Origin of the sequence: Mycobacterium sp. 48b, assembly GCF_048282725.1 — a bacterium.
Classification (GTDB): domain Bacteria; phylum Actinomycetota; class Actinomycetes; order Mycobacteriales; family Mycobacteriaceae; genus Mycobacterium.
Genome location: NZ_JBLVUL010000001.1, coordinates 2,480,305 through 2,497,555 on the forward strand (window position 1 = coordinate 2,480,305; position 17,251 = coordinate 2,497,555).

At 67.8% G+C, this 17,251-nt stretch carries 17 protein-coding genes; 11 read left to right on the forward strand and 6 right to left on the reverse strand.

All coding sequences use genetic code 11. The features are described from left to right. The first annotated feature begins 23 nt into the window (after positions 1–23). On the forward strand, positions 24–1,520 hold the full coding sequence (locus ACNQR1_RS12110; RefSeq protein WP_418046278.1) for a S1C family serine protease: 1,497 nt from the start codon (positions 24–26) through the stop codon (positions 1,518–1,520). 2 nt (positions 1,521–1,522) lie between these two features. Further along, entirely contained in the window at positions 1,523–1,951 is a 429-nt protein-coding gene (gene tatB, locus ACNQR1_RS12115) for a Sec-independent protein translocase protein TatB (protein ID WP_418046279.1), read from the forward strand. Here tatB and ACNQR1_RS12120 read toward each other — a convergent pair. The 4 genes from ACNQR1_RS12120 to ACNQR1_RS12135 form a co-directional block, all read right to left on the reverse strand. After that, complete coding sequence (locus tag ACNQR1_RS12120) at positions 1,948–3,090, reverse strand: Mrp/NBP35 family ATP-binding protein (RefSeq protein ID WP_418046280.1); 1,143 nt, start codon at positions 3,088–3,090, stop codon at positions 1,948–1,950. The two genes, tatB and ACNQR1_RS12120, sit on opposite strands and share 4 nt — an antisense overlap. A gap of 60 nt (positions 3,091–3,150) precedes the next feature. Continuing rightward, positions 3,151–4,482, reverse strand: a complete 1,332-nt coding sequence (locus tag ACNQR1_RS12125; protein WP_418046281.1) for a lytic transglycosylase domain-containing protein — start codon at positions 4,480–4,482, stop codon at positions 3,151–3,153. A 139-nt stretch (positions 4,483–4,621) separates the two neighbouring features. Continuing rightward, the gene (locus ACNQR1_RS12130) at positions 4,622–5,167 is read right to left on the reverse strand and encodes a DUF1003 domain-containing protein (RefSeq protein WP_418046282.1); all 546 of its coding nucleotides are present in this window, start codon (positions 5,165–5,167) and stop codon (positions 4,622–4,624) included. Then, complete coding sequence (locus ACNQR1_RS12135; RefSeq protein WP_418046283.1) at positions 5,164–6,450, reverse strand: magnesium transporter MgtE N-terminal domain-containing protein; 1,287 nt, start codon at positions 6,448–6,450, stop codon at positions 5,164–5,166. The genes ACNQR1_RS12130 and ACNQR1_RS12135 overlap by 4 nt, the downstream gene beginning before the upstream one ends. A 25-nt stretch (positions 6,451–6,475) precedes the next feature. On the opposite strand from ACNQR1_RS12135, the gene ACNQR1_RS12140 reads away from it, so the two are divergent. Then, on the forward strand, positions 6,476–7,441 hold the full coding sequence (locus tag ACNQR1_RS12140) for an HpcH/HpaI aldolase/citrate lyase family protein (RefSeq protein WP_418046284.1): 966 nt from the start codon (positions 6,476–6,478) through the stop codon (positions 7,439–7,441). A gap of 40 nt (positions 7,442–7,481) precedes the next feature. Here ACNQR1_RS12140 and ACNQR1_RS12145 read toward each other — a convergent pair whose 3' ends face one another. Next, on the reverse strand, positions 7,482–8,129 hold the full coding sequence (locus ACNQR1_RS12145) for a DUF4190 domain-containing protein (RefSeq protein ID WP_418046285.1): 648 nt from the start codon (positions 8,127–8,129) through the stop codon (positions 7,482–7,484). Positions 8,130–8,257: 128 nt separating this feature from the next. On the opposite strand from ACNQR1_RS12145, the gene ACNQR1_RS12150 reads away from it, so the two are divergent. From ACNQR1_RS12150 to ACNQR1_RS12175, 6 genes are all read left to right on the forward strand, one after another. Then, positions 8,258–8,764 carry a general stress protein gene (locus ACNQR1_RS12150; RefSeq protein WP_039323611.1) on the forward strand — a complete coding sequence of 169 codons (507 nt, stop codon included), beginning with the start codon at positions 8,258–8,260 and terminating at the stop codon, positions 8,762–8,764. A 159-nt stretch (positions 8,765–8,923) separates the two neighbouring features. Beyond that, positions 8,924–10,321: an ABC transporter substrate-binding protein gene (locus ACNQR1_RS12155; protein WP_418046286.1), complete on the forward strand. Its 1,398-nt coding sequence runs from the start codon at positions 8,924–8,926 to the stop codon at positions 10,319–10,321. Continuing rightward, entirely contained in the window at positions 10,318–11,208 is an 891-nt protein-coding gene (locus ACNQR1_RS12160; RefSeq protein WP_418046287.1) for a carbohydrate ABC transporter permease, read from the forward strand. The genes ACNQR1_RS12155 and ACNQR1_RS12160 overlap by 4 nt, the downstream gene beginning before the upstream one ends. A gap of 8 nt (positions 11,209–11,216) precedes the next feature. Continuing rightward, positions 11,217–12,041 carry a carbohydrate ABC transporter permease gene (locus ACNQR1_RS12165; RefSeq protein WP_418050345.1) on the forward strand — a complete coding sequence of 275 codons (825 nt, stop codon included), beginning with the start codon at positions 11,217–11,219 and terminating at the stop codon, positions 12,039–12,041. A gap of 4 nt (positions 12,042–12,045) precedes the next feature. Beyond that, positions 12,046–13,323, forward strand: coding sequence for an ABC transporter ATP-binding protein (locus ACNQR1_RS12170; protein ID WP_418046288.1), 1,278 nt, complete (start codon positions 12,046–12,048; stop codon positions 13,321–13,323). Beyond that, positions 13,320–13,937, forward strand: coding sequence for a suppressor of fused domain protein (locus ACNQR1_RS12175; RefSeq protein WP_418046289.1), 618 nt, complete (start codon positions 13,320–13,322; stop codon positions 13,935–13,937). The genes ACNQR1_RS12170 and ACNQR1_RS12175 overlap by 4 nt, the downstream gene beginning before the upstream one ends. Before the next feature lie 6 nt (positions 13,938–13,943). Here ACNQR1_RS12175 and corA read toward each other — a convergent pair whose 3' ends face one another. Then, positions 13,944–15,047, reverse strand: a complete 1,104-nt coding sequence (gene corA, locus ACNQR1_RS12180) for a magnesium/cobalt transporter CorA (protein ID WP_418046290.1) — start codon at positions 15,045–15,047, stop codon at positions 13,944–13,946. 133 nt (positions 15,048–15,180) lie between these two features. Here corA and ACNQR1_RS12185 point away from each other — a divergent pair, with 133 nt between their 5' ends. Beyond that, complete coding sequence (locus ACNQR1_RS12185) at positions 15,181–16,392, forward strand: NAD(P)-dependent malic enzyme (RefSeq protein ID WP_418046291.1); 1,212 nt, start codon at positions 15,181–15,183, stop codon at positions 16,390–16,392. Positions 16,393–16,400: 8 nt separating this feature from the next. Beyond that, positions 16,401–17,243: a glycine betaine ABC transporter substrate-binding protein gene (locus tag ACNQR1_RS12190; protein ID WP_418046292.1), complete on the forward strand. Its 843-nt coding sequence runs from the start codon at positions 16,401–16,403 to the stop codon at positions 17,241–17,243. Positions 17,244–17,251 lie beyond the last annotated feature (8 nt).

The following is a 17,251-nucleotide window of genomic DNA, read 5'->3' on the forward strand; positions in this document are numbered from 1 at the left end:
CTCTGACAGAGAGTGATACACCGGTGACCAACCAGGACCAGTCCGACGAGAGCGGCCGTCTGGAACCGCGCCCTGTCGAGCGGCCACCCGTCGACCAGTTGTCGCAGCGCACATTCGGCCGTCCCGACGGTGTCGATGGCTCGTTCCTCGGCGCGGAGAAGTACCAGGACCAGGGCGAGTACGCCCCTAAGGACCAACCGCCCGACCCCGTGCTGGCCGAGGCCTTCGGCCGCCCCGGCGGCGCCGGAGACTCACTGCAGCGCCACCCGACCGACGCCGGCGCGCTGGAGGCCGAGAAGAACGCCGGTGACGACGATTTCGACGATCCGTGGCGCGACCCGGGCGCGATCCCGGCGCTGGGCACGCCCGCGCAGGCACCGGCCGCACCGGTGATCGTGGCCGCCCCGATCGGCAAGCTGGGCGCCCGCGAGGTGCTTTTCGGCGGCCGGGTGTCGTGGCCGTCGCTGGTCATCCTGTTCATCGTGGCCGGGCTGATCGCCTTCATCGGCGGCTGGGTCGGGCAGAAGACGGCAGGGACCGTGCAGGCGTTCACCACCTCCAAGGTGACGCTGGAGACCGGTGACCTCCCGTCGCCGGACGCCGGGCGGTTCGCCACGGTCGCCTCGGCGGTCGAGGACTCGGTGGTCACCATCGAGGCCAAGAGCAAGACCGAGGGCTCCCAGGGCTCCGGCGTCGTCGTCGACGGCAAGGGCTACATCGTCACCAACAACCACGTGATCTCCGATGCCGCGAGCAAGCCGGCCGACTACCAGATCACCGTGGTGTTCAACGACGGCAAGGAAGTACCGGCCAACCTGGTCGGCCGTGACCCCAAGACCGACCTGGCGGTGCTCAAGGTCGACAACGTCGACAACCTCGTCGTGGCGCGGATGGGCGACTCCGAGAAGGTGCGTGTCGGCGAGGAAGTCATCGCGGCCGGCGCCCCGCTGGGGCTGCGCAGCACGGTCACCCACGGCATCATCAGCGCGCTGCACCGGCCGGTGCCGCTCTCGGGTGAAGGTTCCGACACCGACACCGTGATCGACGGGCTTCAGACCGATGCCTCGATCAACCACGGCAACTCCGGTGGCCCGCTGATCAACATGTCCTCTGAGGTGATCGGGATCAACACGGCCGGAAAGTCCTTGTCGGACAGCGCCAGTGGCCTCGGTTTCGCCATCCCGGTCAACGAGGTCAAGCAGGTCGTCGAGAACCTGATCAAGGACGGCAAGGTCGCGCATCCGACGTTGTTGCTCAGCGCCGTCACGGTGAGCAACAGCGTGGCCTCGGGTGCTCAGGTCCGCAACGTCAACGCCGGTGGCCCGGCCGACAAGGCCGGCATCCTGGAGAACGATGTCGTGGTCAAGGTCGGGGACCGTAAGGTCGCCGACGCCGATGAGATGGTGGTCGCGGTGCGGCAGCTCAAGATCGGACAGGAATCCCCGATCGAGGTCCTCCGCGATGGTCGGCCCATGACGTTCATGGTCACGCCGATCGGCGACGATCAAAAAGCGCAGTAGCGATGTTCGCGAACATCGGGTGGGGAGAGATGCTGGTCCTGGTGATCGCCGGTCTGGTGATCCTGGGGCCCGAACGCCTGCCCGGTGCCATCCGCTGGACATCGGGCGCCCTGCGCCAGGCACGTGACTATGTCAGCGGCGCCACCACCCAGTTGCGCCAGGACCTGGGCCCGGAGTTCGACGATCTCCGCCAGCCCCTTGCCGAATTGCAGAAGCTGCGTGGCATGACGCCGCGGGCGGCGATCACCAAGCATCTGCTCGACGGCGACGATTCGTTCCTGACCGGTGCCTTCGACGACCGCAAGAACGATCAGCCGTCGGTACCCGGCGACCGGCAGATGGACGCTCTCAATGGGCAGCCTGCGGCCGATCCGCCCGCCACACCGGCGGACAAGCCGGCCGGAACGACGTTCGACCCCGACGCCACCTAGCGACGAGCGGTATCGAGGCCCAGAGACATCCCGGCCAGGCCGCGCTTGCGTGCCGACAACCCCTCGGCGATCTTGCGCAGCTCGGCGCCTGCCGCTGACTCGGGGGCCGACAACACCAGCGGGACACCGGAGTCGCCTGCTGCGACGAGCGCCGGGTCCAGCGGGACCTGACCCAGCAGCGGCACCTCGGCGCCGACCGAGCGGGTCAGCGACTCGGCCACCTGACGGCCACCGCCCTCACCGAACAGCTGCATGACGGTGCCGTCGGGCATCTGCAGGCCCGACATGTTCTCCACCACGCCCGCGATGCGCTGACGGGTCTGCAGCGCGATCGCGCCGGCCCGCTCGGCCACCTCGGCCGCGGCCATCTGCGGAGTGGTCACCACCAGGATCTCGGCACCCGGGATCAACTGAGCCACCGAGATGGCGATATCGCCCGTGCCGGGCGGCAGATCGAGCAGCAACACGTCCAGGTCGCCCCAGTACACGTCGGCCAGGAACTGCTGAAGGGCCCGGTGCAGCATCGGCCCGCGCCACACCACAGGAGTGTTGCCCTGGGTGAACATGGCGATCGAGATGACCTTCACGTCGTGGGCGATCGGCGGCAGGATCATCGAGTCGACCTGGGTGGGCCGGTCGACGGTGCCCATCATGCGCGGCACCGAATGGCCGTAGATGTCGGCGTCCAACAGGCCGACCGACAGGCCACGGGCGGCCATCGCGGCGGCCAGGTTGACCGTCACGCTGGACTTGCCGACGCCGCCCTTCCCGGAGGCCACCGCATAGACCCGGGTCAGCGAGTTGGGCTGGGCGAACGGGATCACCGGTTCGCGCGAATCGCCACGCAGCAGCTTGCGCAACTCGGCGCGCTGCTCGTCGTTCATCACGTCCAGGCTCACCTTGACGGCGCCGGTGCCGGGAACGTCGGTGACGGCCGCCTTCACCAGGTCGGCGATCTCGTTCTTCTTCGGGCAGGCCGCGGTGGTCAGATAGATCTCGACATGCACGCCGTGGTCGGCCTCGATCGAGATGTTCTTGACCATGCCGACTTCGGTGATCGGCTTCCGCAATTCGGGGTCGATCACCTTGGCCAGCGCGGCGCGAACCGCGGATTGCAGCTCAGTGGCAGATTCGGACATCACCGCCGAGTCTACGGCGGCGGCACACGCCTCCGGATCCAGGCCAGCTTCAGACAGGCGTCAGGCCGGGCCCGGGGCAGGCCCAGGGGCGGGTCCGGGTGCCGGGCCGAGTCCGGGAACGGCGGGCGCGGCCTCGATCGGCGGGCCGGCCGGCACGGGGCCGGGGGCGGCAGCGGGAGCCGGAGCAGGGGCCGGAGCCGGGGCCAACGGGGCAATCTGGGCGGGTCCCGGCCCTGGCGGCGGAGCTTGTTGCGGTGCAGGCCCGAGTGCGGGCCCGGGGGCGGGCGGCGGTGGCGCCTGCTCGCCGAGGCAGAACACCACACAGGCGGGCTGACGCGGTTGCTCCCACGGCGGGACCCATGGCGGCGGGGCGGCCGGCGGCGTCTCCGACGGGATGGCCTGGGCCGGACCGGGCAACGGGCCGAGCACCTGCCCCGGCGCGAATCCGGGAACGTTCTGGGTGCCGGTCTCATTGCGGTTGAGCAGCGGAATCAGGGCCAGCGGATCGCCTGCGGGCAGCCCGGTGGCATCGGCGGGCAGACCCGGGCCGAGCCCTTCCGGATTGTCCAGATGGGAATCGCCGATCGGGGGAATGGACCCGGTGATCTCGGGCAGGTCGACGGGCACCACACCGGTGGCGTACGCCGCGGCCCAGCCCAACACGTTGCGGGCGTAGGCCACGGAGTTGTTGTACCGGAGGATGGCCGTCATGACCTGGGACTGATCGCGCAGGTTGAGCCCGCCGCTGCACAGGTAGCGGGCCGCGGCCAGCGCCGAATCGAACACGTTCTGCACGTCGGCCTTGCCGTCACCGTCGCCGTCGGAGGCGTACCGCGCCCAGGTTCCCGGCAGGAACTGCATCGGTCCCATGGCCCGGACGTACGAGATCCGTCCGGCCTGCGCGCTCTGGATGATGATCTCGTTGCCGGGCAAGGTGCCGTCGAGGGCGGGGCCGTAGATCGGGCGGACGGCGGTGCCGCGGGCATCGGTGGCGCCGCCGTTGGCGTGCCCCGACTCGATCCGTCCGATGCCGGCCAGCAGGTTCCAGCTGATGCCGCAGCCGGGGAAGGCCGCGGCCATCATCCGCTCGGCGTTGCGGTACGCCTTCAGGGATGTTCCTGGAATGCCAAGGGCGCCAGGGGTATTGACGACGAATGCGGGTGGGGGAGCCGAGATGGTCGTCATCGGCTTGATGCGGAAGTTCGTCGGGGGCCTGGCTGCGGCGACCACCGCGGGACCCGAGCGGTCGACCCTGGGTGCGACGGCGGCCAGCGGGGTGACCGCGGCATTCGACACCTCGGCGCCCGGGGCGGCGGAACCGGCACCGGCGACCAACACGATGGGGGCCAGGACGGCGACGCCGAGCGCGGGCGAGCGCACGAGCTGGCTCATACGGCGCCGAGCGGTTGCGATAGCCGCTCCTCCCCCTATGCGCACTTACCCGTCCTTAAGTCAGCTTTGGTCATGTTGTGAACCAAGTCACCATACATAGTCGAGGATTCCGTTGTTACGACAATGGTGGACAGCGATATCAACCACCGCGTTTGGACCGGCGCTCGCCGCCGTCGGCTTTGCTCGGGGTGGCGCGATCGGTATCGATCTGAGGTCCGAGTTCGGCGATCAGCTCGCGCAGTTCCTCCAGCTCACGGCGCAGATAGTCGCGGGTGACGACCTCGCCGACGGCCAGTCGCAGCGATGCCAGCTCACGGGCCAGGTACTCGGTGTCGGCCTTGGTCTGTTCGGCGCGGCGCCGGTCTTCCTCCAGCGAGACCCGGTCCCGGTTCTCCTGGCGGTTCTGGGCCAGCAGGATCAGGGGGGCGGCGTAGGCGGCCTGGGTCGAAAAAGCCAGGTTGAGCAGGATGAACGGGTACGGATCCCAGGAAAAGGTGAAGACGCCGATGTTCAGCGCGATCCAGACCAACACGATGATCGTCTGGATCGCGAGATACCGGCCGGTGCCGAGGAACCGGGCGATGGATTCCCCGAACTGACCGACCGCCTCCACGTCGACGTGCAGCCCGAAACCGCGCGTGCCACGGGGGGTGTCCAACCGCTGACGCGCTGTCGATTCGCTCATGAGCCCGCCACCGGGATCTCGGGCTCATCGCGCTCGCGCCAGTCGTCCGGCAGCATGTGGTCGAGCACGTCGTCCACCGACACCGCTCCCAGCAGGTGGTTCTCCTCGTCGACCACCGGCCCGCAGACGAGGTTGTACGCGGCGAAGTAGCGGGTCACCGCGGCCAGCGAGTCTGCCGGACTCAGACTCGGCAGGTCGGTGTCGACGATGCCGCTCACCAGGGCCGCAGGCGGTTCGCGCAGCAGCCGCTGCAGGTGGACGCAGCCGAGGTACCGGCCGGTCGGCGTGGCACTGGGGGGTCGGGTGACAAAGGCCATCGAGGCCAGCGCGGGGGTGAGGTCCGGATCGCGCACCTGTGCCAGCGCCTCGGCGACGGTGGTGTCGGGCGCCAGGACCACCGGCTCGCTGGTCATCAAACCGCCCGCGGTGTCGGGGGAGTGGGCCAGCAGCCGGCGGACGTCTTCGGAGTCCTCGGGATCCATCTTGCGCAGGAGCGTCTCGGCATCGGCCGGCGTCATGGAGCCCAGCACGTCGGCGGCGTCATCGGGATCCATCGCCTCCAGCACGTCGGCGGCGCGTTCGGTGTTCAGCTGGCGCAGCACCGCGGCCTGCTCGTCCTCGGGCAGCTCCTGCAGTACGTCGGCCAGGCGCTCGTCGTCGAACGCCCGGTACAGCTCGTAGCGCCGCTTGACCGGTAGTTCGCGCAGGGCCTCGGCCACCTCGACCGGGCGCTGACCCTCGAACTGCTCGAGCAGTGAGGCCACGCCCTGGTCGGGCATCGCGAGACCCGAAGGGGTCAGCCCGTGCACGTTCTGCCACTCGACGACGTGGATGTTGGTGCGCCGTCCCAGTCGTCGCTGCGGACGCACCGCCACCCGGGTGACCACCCAGTCCCGGGTCCGGGTCTGTTCGATGCCCAGATCGACTACCACGACGTCGATTCCGGCCAGTTGCGGCAGATCCGGATCGTCGACCCGCACCCGGGTCTCCAGCACCTGCCCCAACACCAGTACCTCGCCGGGTCGTTGAGCGAAGCGGCGGAGTGACACACTGCCGGTGGCCAGCGTCACCGAACCGGGCTCGATCGCGGTCACCCGCAGGATCGGAACGAAAATCCTTCGCCGGGTGAGCAATTCGACCACCAGGCCGAGAACTCGCGGTTGCTGGCGGACGATACTGATGCTGATCACCACATCGCGGACACGGCCGATGGACTCCCCGTCGGGGCCCAGCACCACCATCCCCGCCAGCCGGGCCGCGTAGACCCTGTTCACCGCCGCCATGGATTAAAGGGTAGAGACTGTGGTCGTGGACAACACGTATCGACCCCGTAGAACGTGCCTCTCGGTTCCGGGAAGCAGCCTGAAGATGATCGAGAAGGCCAAGAGCCTGCCCGCCGACGAGGTGTTCCTCGACCTGGAGGACGCGGTCGCGCCCGAGGCCAAGGAATCGGCCCGCAAGCAGGTGGCGGCGGCACTCGCCGAGGACGGGTGGGCCGGACAGCTGCGCGGGGTGCGGGTCAACGACTGGACCACGCCGTGGACCTACGCCGACGTGATCGAGGTGGTGACCGGGGTTGCCGCCGCCGGCGGCCGGCTCGATCTGATCGTGTTGCCCAAGGTGACCGAGGTGTCCCACGTCCAGGCGCTCGATCTGCTGCTCGGTCAGTTGGAGGCCGCCCACGGCCTGGAGCCGGGCGGGATCGGCATCGAGGCGCAGATCGAGAACGCCCAGGGGCTGACCAACATCGACGCGATCGCGTCGGCCCCGCGCGTGCAGGCGCTGGTACTCGGGCCCGGGGACATGGCGGCCAGCCTCAACATGCGCACCCTGGAGGTCGGTGGACAGCCCGATGGATACGACATCGGCGATGCTCACCACCACGTACTGATGCGCATCCTGATCGCCGCGCGCAGCCGCGGTATCAACGCGATCGACGGGCCCTACGTGAAGGTGCGCGACGTCGATGGGTTCCGCCGGGTGGCCGGCCGTTCGGCGGCGCTGGGCTACGACGGCAAGTGGGTCCTGCATCCGGACCAGATCGAGGCGGGCAACGAGATCTTCAGCCCGCGCCAGGCCGACTACGACCACGCCGAGCTGATCCTGGATGCCTACGAATGGCACACCTCGCAGGCCGGCGGGGCCAGGGGAGCGGTGATGCTGGGCGACGAGATGATCGACGAGGCCAGCCGCAAGATGGCGCTGGTGATCGCGGGCAAGGGCCGCGCGGCGGGGATGAGCCGGCTGGCCGAACCGTTCAGTCCGCCGAACTGACCCGGATCGGGTAGCGCCGCAGCGTAATTCGGTGCGGCCGTTACGCGGACATCACGCCGATCGCAAAGAGCAGGATCCAGCCTCCGTTGAGGACGGTGCCGAGTACGCCGATGACGATGCCGGCGATCGCCAGGCCCCGGCCCGGCTGTCCGCTCCGCTTGACCTGATTGAGCGCCACGATCCCGAGTGCGATCCCGACCAGCCCGGCGAGCAGACCGATCGCGCACATCGCGAACAGCGGCAGCGACATGATCGAGGCCACCAGCGATCCGATGGCCACGGTGTTGGTGGGGTTGGACGGCGACATCCCATAGACCCCATAGCCGCCGGGATATCCGTAGCCGCCGGGATACCCCGGTGCGCCGTAGCCCTGCGGTGCATAGCCGGGTGGTGGCGGAGGGTAGGGCGGTGGATAGCCGGAGGCACCCGGGAACGCCTGCGGGTATCCGGGCGGTGGCGGGTAGTCGGGCGGGATGTCCGCGGGATAGTCGATCGCGGGCGGATAGGGCGGGCTGACGTCGTAGCTGGGAGGGCCGTACTCGTGTGACGGTTGCGCCTGGCCGGAATGCGGCAGATCCTGGGAATGCTCGATGGAAGGTGCTTCGTAGCCGCTGGACGGCGGTTCAGACGGCTGCGAGCCGGGGTCGGATGGCGGCGTTTCGCCCGCGTTGCCGTCCGCGTTTGTCATGCTGATCAACCTAGCGCACGGACAGCGACGCCCCGGGCGCGTGACGTCGGCACCAAATGCGGTGTGAGGGCGTTGCTGTAACGAGAGCAGCCGCCGAGGGGGCGGTGCGGAGGAGAGTGAAGTTCGATATGACGAGCCCATTTCAGTCCGGTCAGACACCGGGTGCCGCGCCCGCTGCGCGCGGCGCATTGCCGACGCCGCCCAAAGGCTGGCCGATCGGTTCCTATCCGACATACGCAGAAGCCCAGCGTGCGGTCGACTACTTGTCCGACCAACAGTTCCCTGTGCAGCAGGTGACGATCGTCGGAGTGGATCTGATGCAGGTCGAGCGGGTCACGGGGCGGCTGAGCTGGCCCAAGGTGCTCGGCGGCGGTGTGCTGTCGGGAGCCTGGCTCGGCTTGTTCATCGGCCTGATCCTCGGCTTTTTCAGTCCGAACCCGTGGAGCGCACTGCTCACCGGTCTGATCGCCGGTGTCTTCTTCGGGCTGATCACCTCGGCGATCCCGTATGCGATGGCTCGCGGCACAAGAGATTTCAGTTCGACCATGCAGCTGGTCGCGGGCCGCTACGACGTCCTGTGCGATCCGCAGGGTGCCGAACAGGGTCGGGATCTGCTGGCGCGCTTGACGATCTGACCCGCCGCGGCGGGCGTGGCCGGAGCCGGTGGCAAAGGTGCGCAGGTCACGATTGCGACGCGGCGCGCCCAAACTGTTGCACATACGCGGGCATGGCTCTACGGTTTGCGCGCGGGAGCCGCTCCGGCGGCGACAGATTACTCGGACGGAGGCACAGCGGTGCGCGCTCGGCGGCTATGTGCTGCGGCAGTGGCCGCGTTGGCGACGGCCTCGGTGGTGTCGGCTTGTGGTAAGAGCGACGACGGGATCGTCATCAACTACTACACCCCGGCCAACGAGATGGCGACTTTCACCGCCGTGGCAAAACGCTGCAACGCCGAACTCGGCGACCGTTTCACCATCAAACAGGTGAGTTTGCCGAAAGGCGCTGACGACCAACGGTTGCAGCTGGCCCGGCGGCTGACCGGTAACGACAAGACTCTCGACATCATGGCGCTCGACGTGGTCTGGACCGCCGAGTTCGCCGAGGCCGGTTGGGCCGTCCCGCTGTCCGACGACCCGGCGGGCGAGGCGGAGTCCGATACAGAGGCGAACACCCTGCCCGGACCGCTGGAGACCGCCCGCTGGCAAGGCCGGCTGTACGCATCGCCGATCACCACCAACACCCAATTGTTGTGGTATCGGGCCGATTTGATGGATGAGCCGCCATCCACGTGGGACGCCATGGTGTCCGAGGCCAACCGCCTGCACGCGGCGGGCAAGCCCAGTTGGATTGCCGTGCAGGCCAAGCAGTACGAGGGCTTGGTGGTCTGGTTCAACACCCTGCTGGCCAGTGCCGGGGGTCAGGTGCTCTCCGAGGACGGCAAGACCGTCACCCTTACCGATACGCCCGAGCACCGCGCGGCGACGGTCAAGGCGCTGCAGATCATCAAATCGGTTGCCACAGCGCCCGGCGCCGATCCGTCGGTGACCCAGACCGATGAGGCGACCGCCCGGCTCGCACTCGAGCAGGGCAAGGCCGCGCTCGAGGTCAACTGGCCGTTCGTGCTGCCGTCGCTGCTGGAGAACGCCGTCAAGGGTGGCGTGAAATTCCTGCCGCTCGACGAGCGCGCCGATCTCGCCGGTGCCATCAACGATCTGGGCACCTTCTCGCCGACCGACGAGCAGTTCCAGTCGGCATACGAGGCGAGCAAAGAGGTGTTCGGGTTCGCCAACTATCCGGGCGTCAGCGAGGAACAGCCTGCCCGGGTGACCCTGGGCGGGTTGAACCTGGCGGTGGCCAAGACCAGCCGGCACAAGGCCGAGGCGTTCGAAGCCATCCGCTGCCTGCGTAGCGTCGAGAACCAGCGCTACACCTCCGTCGAGGGCGGGTTGCCCGCGGTGCGCGAGTCGCTTTACGACGATCCGGCGTTCCAGGCCAAGTACCCGCAGTACGCGATCATCCGCGAGCAGTTGACCAATGCCGCGGTACGCCCCGCGACGCCGGTGTATCAGGCTGTGTCCACCCGCATTTCGGCCACCCTGGCCCCGATCACCGACATCGACCCGGAGCACACCGCCGATGAGCTGACCGAACAGGTGCAGAAGGCCATCGACGGCAAGGGGCTGATTCCATGAGCCGCAGCGAGAACAGCACCTCCGAACGCAAGTTGGCGTTCGCGCTGATCGCACCCGCGGTGATCCTGATGATCGCGGTGACCGCCTATCCGATCGGCTACGCGGTGTGGCTGAGCCTGCAGCGTTACAACCTGGCCGCCCCCGACGACACGGCCTTCGTCGGCTTCGCCAACTACCAGACCATCCTCACCGACCGGTACTGGTGGACGGCGTTCGTGGTGACGCTGGCGATCACGGTCGTCTCGGTGACGATCGAGTTCGTGCTCGGCATGGCTCTGGCACTGGTCATGCACCGCACCATCTTCGGTAAGGGCATGGTCCGCACCGCGGTGCTGATCCCCTACGGGATCGTGACGGTGGCGGCCTCCTACAGCTGGTACTACGCCTGGACGCCGGGCACCGGCTACCTGGCCAACCTGTTGCCCGACGGCAGCGCCCCGTTGACCGAACAGCTGCCGTCGCTGGCCATCATCGTGCTCGCCGAGGTCTGGAAGACCACGCCGTTCATGGCACTGCTGCTGCTGGCAGGCCTGGCGCTGGTGCCGCAGGATCTGCTGAATGCGGCCCAGGTCGACGGCGCCGGAGCCTGGACGCGGCTGGTGAGAGTGATTCTGCCCCTGATCAAACCGGCCATCCTGGTCGCGCTGCTGTTCCGCACCCTCGACGCGTTCCGGATCTTCGACAACATCTACGTGCTGACCGGCGGCGCCAACAACACCGGATCGGTGTCGATCCTCGGGTATGACAACCTGTTCAAGGCGTTCAACCTCGGATTGGGTTCGGCCATCAGCGTGTTGATCTTCCTGTCGGTGGCGGTCATCGCGTTCGTCTTCATCAAGTTGTTCGGTGCGTCGGCCCCCGGTGCAGAGGTGGAGGGGAATCGATGACCGAGCGAATAGGGGCGCGGCGCGCCACCGGGTGGACGGTCGTCAACATCCTGGTGGTGCTGTACGCGTTGATCCCGGTGTTGTGGATCCTCTCGCTGTCGTTGAAGCCGACGTCAAGTGTCAAGGACGGCAAGCTGATTCCGTCACAGATCACCTTCGAGAACTACAAGGGCATCTTCACCGGGAACATCTTCACCTCGGCGCTGATCAACTCGATCGGTATCGGACTGATCACCACGGTGATCGCCGTGGTGATCGGCGGCATGGCCGCCTATGCGGTGGCACGGCTGGAGTTTCCCGGCAAGAAGCTGTTGGTGGGAGTGGCCCTGCTGATCGCGATGTTCCCCCAGATCTCGCTGGTGACACCGATCTTCAACCTGTGGCGGACCATCGGGCTGTTCGACACCTGGCCCGGTCTGATCATTCCGTACATCACCTTCGCGCTGCCGCTGGCCATCTACACGCTGTCGGCGTTCTTCCGGGAGATCCCATGGGATCTGGAGAAGGCCGCCAAGATGGACGGAGCCACCCCGGCGCAGGCCTTCCGCAAGGTGATCGCACCGCTGGCTGCTCCGGGCATCGTCACCGCGGCCATCCTGGTCTTCATCTTCGCGTGGAACGACCTGCTGCTGGCGCTGTCGCTGACCGCGACCCAGCGGGCGATCACCGCGCCCGTGGCGATCGCGAATTTCACCGGCAGTTCGCAGTTCGAGGAGCCGACCGGATCGATCGCGGCGGGCGCGATGGTCATCACCATCCCGATCATCATCTTTGTTCTCATCTTCCAGCGGCGCATCGTCGCTGGCCTGACATCCGGTGCGGTAAAGGGGTAATTGGATGGCCGAAATCGTGTTGGACCGGGTCACCAAGAGTTACCCCGACGGCGCAGGCGGCACCAGGGAAGCCGTCAAGCAGTTCTCGATGACCATCGCCGACGGCGAGTTCATCATCCTGGTGGGGCCGTCCGGCTGCGGTAAGTCGACCACCCTGAACATGATTGCCGGGCTTGAGGACATCTCGTCGGGCGAGCTGCGCATCGGCGGGGAGCGGGTGAACGAGAAGGCGCCCAAGGACCGCGACATCGCGATGGTGTTCCAGTCCTACGCGCTCTACCCGCACATGACCGTGCGCCAGAACATCGCCTTCCCGCTGACCCTGGCCAAGCTCAAGAAGGACGAGATCGCGGCCCAGGTCGAGGAGACCGCCAAGATCCTCGACCTGACCGAACTGCTGGACCGCAAGCCGGCCCAGTTGTCCGGCGGGCAGCGCCAGCGGGTGGCGATGGGCCGGGCAATCGTGCGCCGCCCCAAGGCTTTTCTGATGGACGAGCCGCTGAGCAACCTGGACGCCAAGCTACGCGTGCAGATGCGGGCCGAGATCGCCCGGCTGCAGAGCCGGTTGGGCACCACCACGGTCTACGTGACGCACGATCAAACCGAGGCGATGACGCTCGGTGATCGGGTTGTGGTGTTGCTGGCCGGCGAGATCCAGCAGATCGGCACGCCCGACGAGCTGTACAACAACCCGGCGAACCTGTTCGTGGCCGGCTTCATCGGATCCCCGGCGATGAACTTCTTCCCGGCCACGTTCACCGACGTGGGGGTGCGGCTGCCGTTCGGCGACGTCACCCTGACCCAGCAGGTGCACGATCTGCTGGCACGTCAGCCCAGGCCCGACAACATCATCGTCGGAATCCGTCCCGAGCAGCTCGAGGACGCGTCGTTGCTCGACGGGTACGCGCGGATCCGGGCCCTGACCTTCCCGGTGCGTGCCGACATCGTCGAGTCGCTCGGTGCGGACAAGTATGTGCACTTCACCATCGACGGTGCCGGTGCCGAGGCGGCGCAGCTCGCCGAGTTGGCCGCGGATTCCGGGGGCGGTGTCAACGAGTTCGTGGCTCGGGTGTCGGCAGAATCCACGGTGGCCAACGGCCAGCAGATCCAGCTGGCGTTCGACACCTCCAAGCTGGTGATCTTCGACGCCGAAACCGGGGCGAACCTGACCCGCGCCGAACCCGTGGTGGCCGAGGAGCCCGAGACCGACGGAGCCGAGGAACCAGAACCCGCCGAGCCCGCCGAGTCGGTCGAGCCGGCCGGAGAACCGACAGAAGAGTGATCGACGTCCTGGCTGCCGTTCGCGCCCACGTCGTCGAGTACTTCGGCGCGGAGGGCATCACCGCGGAACCCGTCAGCGCCAGCGTCACCTTCCTTGGCACCGAGCGCATCGACGTGCTGCGGTTCGGGCCGGACCCGCGGGTCGGTGCCGACGGTTCCGGCATGGATCTGTATCACTATGTGACGCTGGGCTGTTCGCGTCACCCGATGTTCGATCCGACCGAACTGGTCTCCGACCCGATCCATGGTCCGCGGGCCGAGGTGGTGCTGTCGCTGCGAGGCCCCACCCCGGGCGGCCTGGCCCGGTCGCTCGCGGTCCTGGCTGCCGCGCCTGCCGTGGAGGGGCTGGTGCTGGAGGCCGACGCACTCATCGACCTGGAGACGCAGTTGTTCGACTCCGCACCGTTCAGCGCATTCCTGCTGGGCCCCAGCGATATCGGTGAGGTGACCCTGCCCGACCCGCTGTCTGCGGTGAAGGTGTTCTCGGCCACGCCGATCACCGCCACCGAGGCGGCCTGGGTGCGCCTCAAGGGCGCGGATGCGATGCGCGAGGCGTGGCAGACCGACGGTGTCGACGTACTCGATCCGGCCCGAAGGGCGGCCAGTCCCAGCTGATCGGGGCTAGAGCCAGTCGTTGTGGCGGAAGGTGCGGTACAGCACGAAGCAGATGGTCGCCATCGCCAGCAGTACGGCGGGATAGCCCCAGGTCCACTGCAATTCGGGCATGTGCTCGAAGTTCATCCCGTAGATCCCGGCCATCGCGGTCGGCACGGCGGCGATCGCCACCCACGCGGAGATCTTGCGCATGTCCACGTTCTGCTGCATGGCGACCTTGCCCAGCGCTGCCTGCACCAGCGAGCTGAGCATCTCGTCGTAGCTCGTGACGCGATCGGAGGCCTGCACATTGTGGTCGTGCACGTCGCGCATGTACCTGCGCACCTCGACCGAGATCAGGTCGTTGTGGTCGGTCAGCAACCGCGCCAGCGCAAGGGTCAACGGTGCCACTGCGCGGCGCATCTCGACGACTTCGCGCTTGAGCAGGTAGATGCATTCGATGTTGGTGTGCGTGCGGGGGGAGAAGATGTCCTCCTCCATGGCGTCGATGTCGGTTTCCATCAGATCGGTCACGTCGAGGTAGCTGTCCACCACGTGATCGGCGATCGCGTGCATGACCGCGAACGGTCCGAGTTTGAGGATGGCCGGCGAGGACTCGAGCCGTTTTCGCACGCCCGCGAGCCCGCCGTGTTCGCCGTGCCGGACCGTGACCACGAAATCCGGCCCGACGAAGATCATGATCTCGCCGGTCTCGACGATCTCGCGGGCCAGTGCCACCGACTCGTGCTCGACATAGTTGATGGTCTTGAGCACCAGGAACAGCGTCTTGTCGTAGCGCTCCAGCTTGGGCCGCTGATGCGCGTGCACCGCGTCCTCGACAGCGAGCTCGTGTAATCCGAAAACGTCTGCGACCGACTGCATCTGGAATTCGTCGGGCTCGTGCAGGCCGATCCAGACGAACGCCTTCTGACCCGCTGACTGCAACTCGCGGACCTTGTTCAGCGCCCCGGCGTGGGTGTATTTGCCGGGCAACCGGTCGCCACCGCAGTACACGCCGCAATCGACCATCGCTCGCGCCACCGGGACATGGATCGTCCTGGCATCGGGCTCCGCGGGCCGGGGCTTTGCGGTCGACCGCAAAGCCGGTGGCAAGGCGCGGAATGAGGGCATGGACTCCGACCTTCCTGCGCGGTGTGCAGCAACCTGATCAGCACAACGAATGCTACGCGTACCTACTGTTAAGTAACGCTCACCAGCGGGGAACCCGACCCTGTGAGAAATCGCATTGAAGTACCCTTGCGCCGTGTCCGAAAGTACTGTCGCCTCCTCGCCCGAGCGCTCGCCAGCGGAGCGCACCCCGCAAGTTGTCATCGACGACGCCGAGATCTTCGATGCTCACGAAGGCGGAAAGCTCTCGGTCGAGTTGAAGGAGCCGCTGGACACCCAGCGTGCGCTGTCGATCGCCTACACCCCCGGGGTTGCCCAGGTGAGCCGCGCGATCGCCACTGATCACACCCTCGCGGCCAAGTACACGTGGGCCAACCGCCTGGTGGCGGTGGTCAGCGACGGTACTGCGGTGCTGGGGCTCGGCGATATCGGCCCGGCGGCGTCGTTGCCGGTCATGGAGGGCAAGAGCGCGCTGTTCAAGTCCTTCGGTGGGCTGAACTCGATCCCGATCGTGCTCGACACCAAGGATCCCGACGAGATCGTCGAGACCCTGATCCGGCTGCGTCCGACGTTCGGCGCGGTGAACCTGGAGGACATCTCGGCGCCGCGGTGCTTCGAGATCGAGCGCCGGGTCATCGAGGCGCTCGACTGCCCGGTCATGCACGACGACCAGCACGGCACCGCGATCGTGGTGCTGGCCGCGCTCCTGGGCGCGACCAAGGTGCTCGAGCGCGACATCCACTCACTGCGCGTGGTCATCTCGGGCGCCGGTGCAGCGGGTGTGGCCTGCGCCAACATCCTGCTAAACAAGGGCATCACCGACGTGGTCGTGCTCGATTCGCAGGGCATCGTGCACTCCGGCCGTGACAACCTCAATGCCTTCAAGGCGGAGCTGGCCGGGCGCACCAACCCGCGCAAGCTCACCGGCGGTGTGGCCGAGGCGCTCGAGGGCGCCGACGTCTTCCTCGGAGTGTCGGCCGGCGTCGTGCCCGAGGAGCTCATCGCGACGATGGCCCCGAACAGCATCGTCTTCGCGCTGTCCAACCCGGATCCCGAGATCCACCCGGACGCCGCTCGCAAGTACGCGGCGGTCGTGGCGACCGGACGCAGCGACTTCCCGAACCAGATCAACAACGTGCTGGCCTTCCCCGGGGTGTTCCGCGGAGCGCTCGACGCCGGTGCCCGCCGCATCACCGAGAAGATGAAGGTGGCGGCTGCCGAGGCGATCTTCTCGGTCGTCGGCGACGATCTGGCGGTCGACCACATCGTGCCCAGCGCGCTGGACCCGCGGGTCGGCCCCGCGGTCGCGGCCGCGGTCGCAGCGGCGGTTGACCCCGAAGAGTCCTGAGCTCGCGAATGCGCCGCACCCTGGCGTTGGCACTGCTGCTGCTGTTCGCACTGGTGTCGGCCGGTTGCGGCAGCCAGTCGGCCCCGGCCGTTCTCTCGGTCGGGGCGGGGCCGGCGCCCGAGTCGGCGCTGCTCGGCCATCTGTATGCGGCGGCGCTGCGCTACTACGGCACGCCGGCCGCGGTCACCGGAACCGACGGTGTTCCCAGCGTGCTCGATTCCGGATCGGTGACGGTGCAGCCGGGGTTCACCGGCCGGTTCCTGACGGAGCTGAACCCGGGCGCGACCGCCCGCGCGGATGAGCAGGTCTACCGGGATCTGGTGTCGGCGCTACCGGAAGGTGTCGCGGCGGGCGACTACACGATGTCGGCGCAGGACAAGCCCGCGCTGGTGGTCACCGAGGCCACCGCCACGGCGTGGGGCGGCTCCGATCTGAGCGCGGTGCGCCGCAACTGCGCGCAGGCGCGCCCGGGTGCGGTGGCGGATACCTTGGTGCCCAGGGCGGTGGGTTCCTGCGCACTGCCGGAGGCCGGCAGGTTTCCCGACGACAAGAGCCTGTTCGCGGCACTGCGCGCGGGCAGGATCAACGCGGCCTGGTCGACGACGGCCGATCCGGCCATCCCGTCGGACCTGACCGTGCTGGCCGACAAGACGTCTCTGATCCGTGGCGAGAACGTGGTGCCGCTGTATCGCCGCAACACGCTCGACGAACGCCAGATCCTGGCACTCAACGAGATCGCCGGTGTCCTGGACACGGGGTCACTGGCCGATATGCGCAGGCAGGTCGCCGAGGGCAAGGATCCCGGTGCGGTGGCCGACGCGTTCCTCCAGGCCAACCCGCTGGGCCACTAGTCCCTCGG

What these genes read in the sequence shown, in the direction of transcription:
- tatB (WP_418046279.1), top strand. Translation starts at nt 1,523, where the DNA reads ATGTTCGCGAACATCGGGTGGGGAGAGATGCTGGTCCTGGTGATCGCC.
- ACNQR1_RS12120 (WP_418046280.1), bottom strand. Translation starts at nt 3,090, where the DNA reads ATGTCCGAATCTGCCACTGAGCTGCAATCCGCGGTTCGCGCCGCGCTG.
- ACNQR1_RS12125 (WP_418046281.1), bottom strand. Translation starts at nt 4,482, where the DNA reads ATGAGCCAGCTCGTGCGCTCGCCCGCGCTCGGCGTCGCCGTCCTGGCC.
- ACNQR1_RS12130 (WP_418046282.1), bottom strand. Translation starts at nt 5,167, where the DNA reads ATGAGCGAATCGACAGCGCGTCAGCGGTTGGACACCCCCCGTGGCACG.
- ACNQR1_RS12135 (WP_418046283.1), bottom strand. Translation starts at nt 6,450, where the DNA reads ATGGCGGCGGTGAACAGGGTCTACGCGGCCCGGCTGGCGGGGATGGTG.
- ACNQR1_RS12145 (WP_418046285.1), bottom strand. Translation starts at nt 8,129, where the DNA reads ATGACAAACGCGGACGGCAACGCGGGCGAAACGCCGCCATCCGACCCC.
- ACNQR1_RS12150 (WP_039323611.1), top strand. Translation starts at nt 8,258, where the DNA reads ATGACGAGCCCATTTCAGTCCGGTCAGACACCGGGTGCCGCGCCCGCT.
- ACNQR1_RS12160 (WP_418046287.1), top strand. Translation starts at nt 10,318, where the DNA reads ATGAGCCGCAGCGAGAACAGCACCTCCGAACGCAAGTTGGCGTTCGCG.
- ACNQR1_RS12170 (WP_418046288.1), top strand. Translation starts at nt 12,046, where the DNA reads ATGGCCGAAATCGTGTTGGACCGGGTCACCAAGAGTTACCCCGACGGC.
- corA (WP_418046290.1), bottom strand. Translation starts at nt 15,047, where the DNA reads ATGCCCTCATTCCGCGCCTTGCCACCGGCTTTGCGGTCGACCGCAAAG.
- ACNQR1_RS12190 (WP_418046292.1), top strand. Translation starts at nt 16,401, where the DNA reads ATGCGCCGCACCCTGGCGTTGGCACTGCTGCTGCTGTTCGCACTGGTG.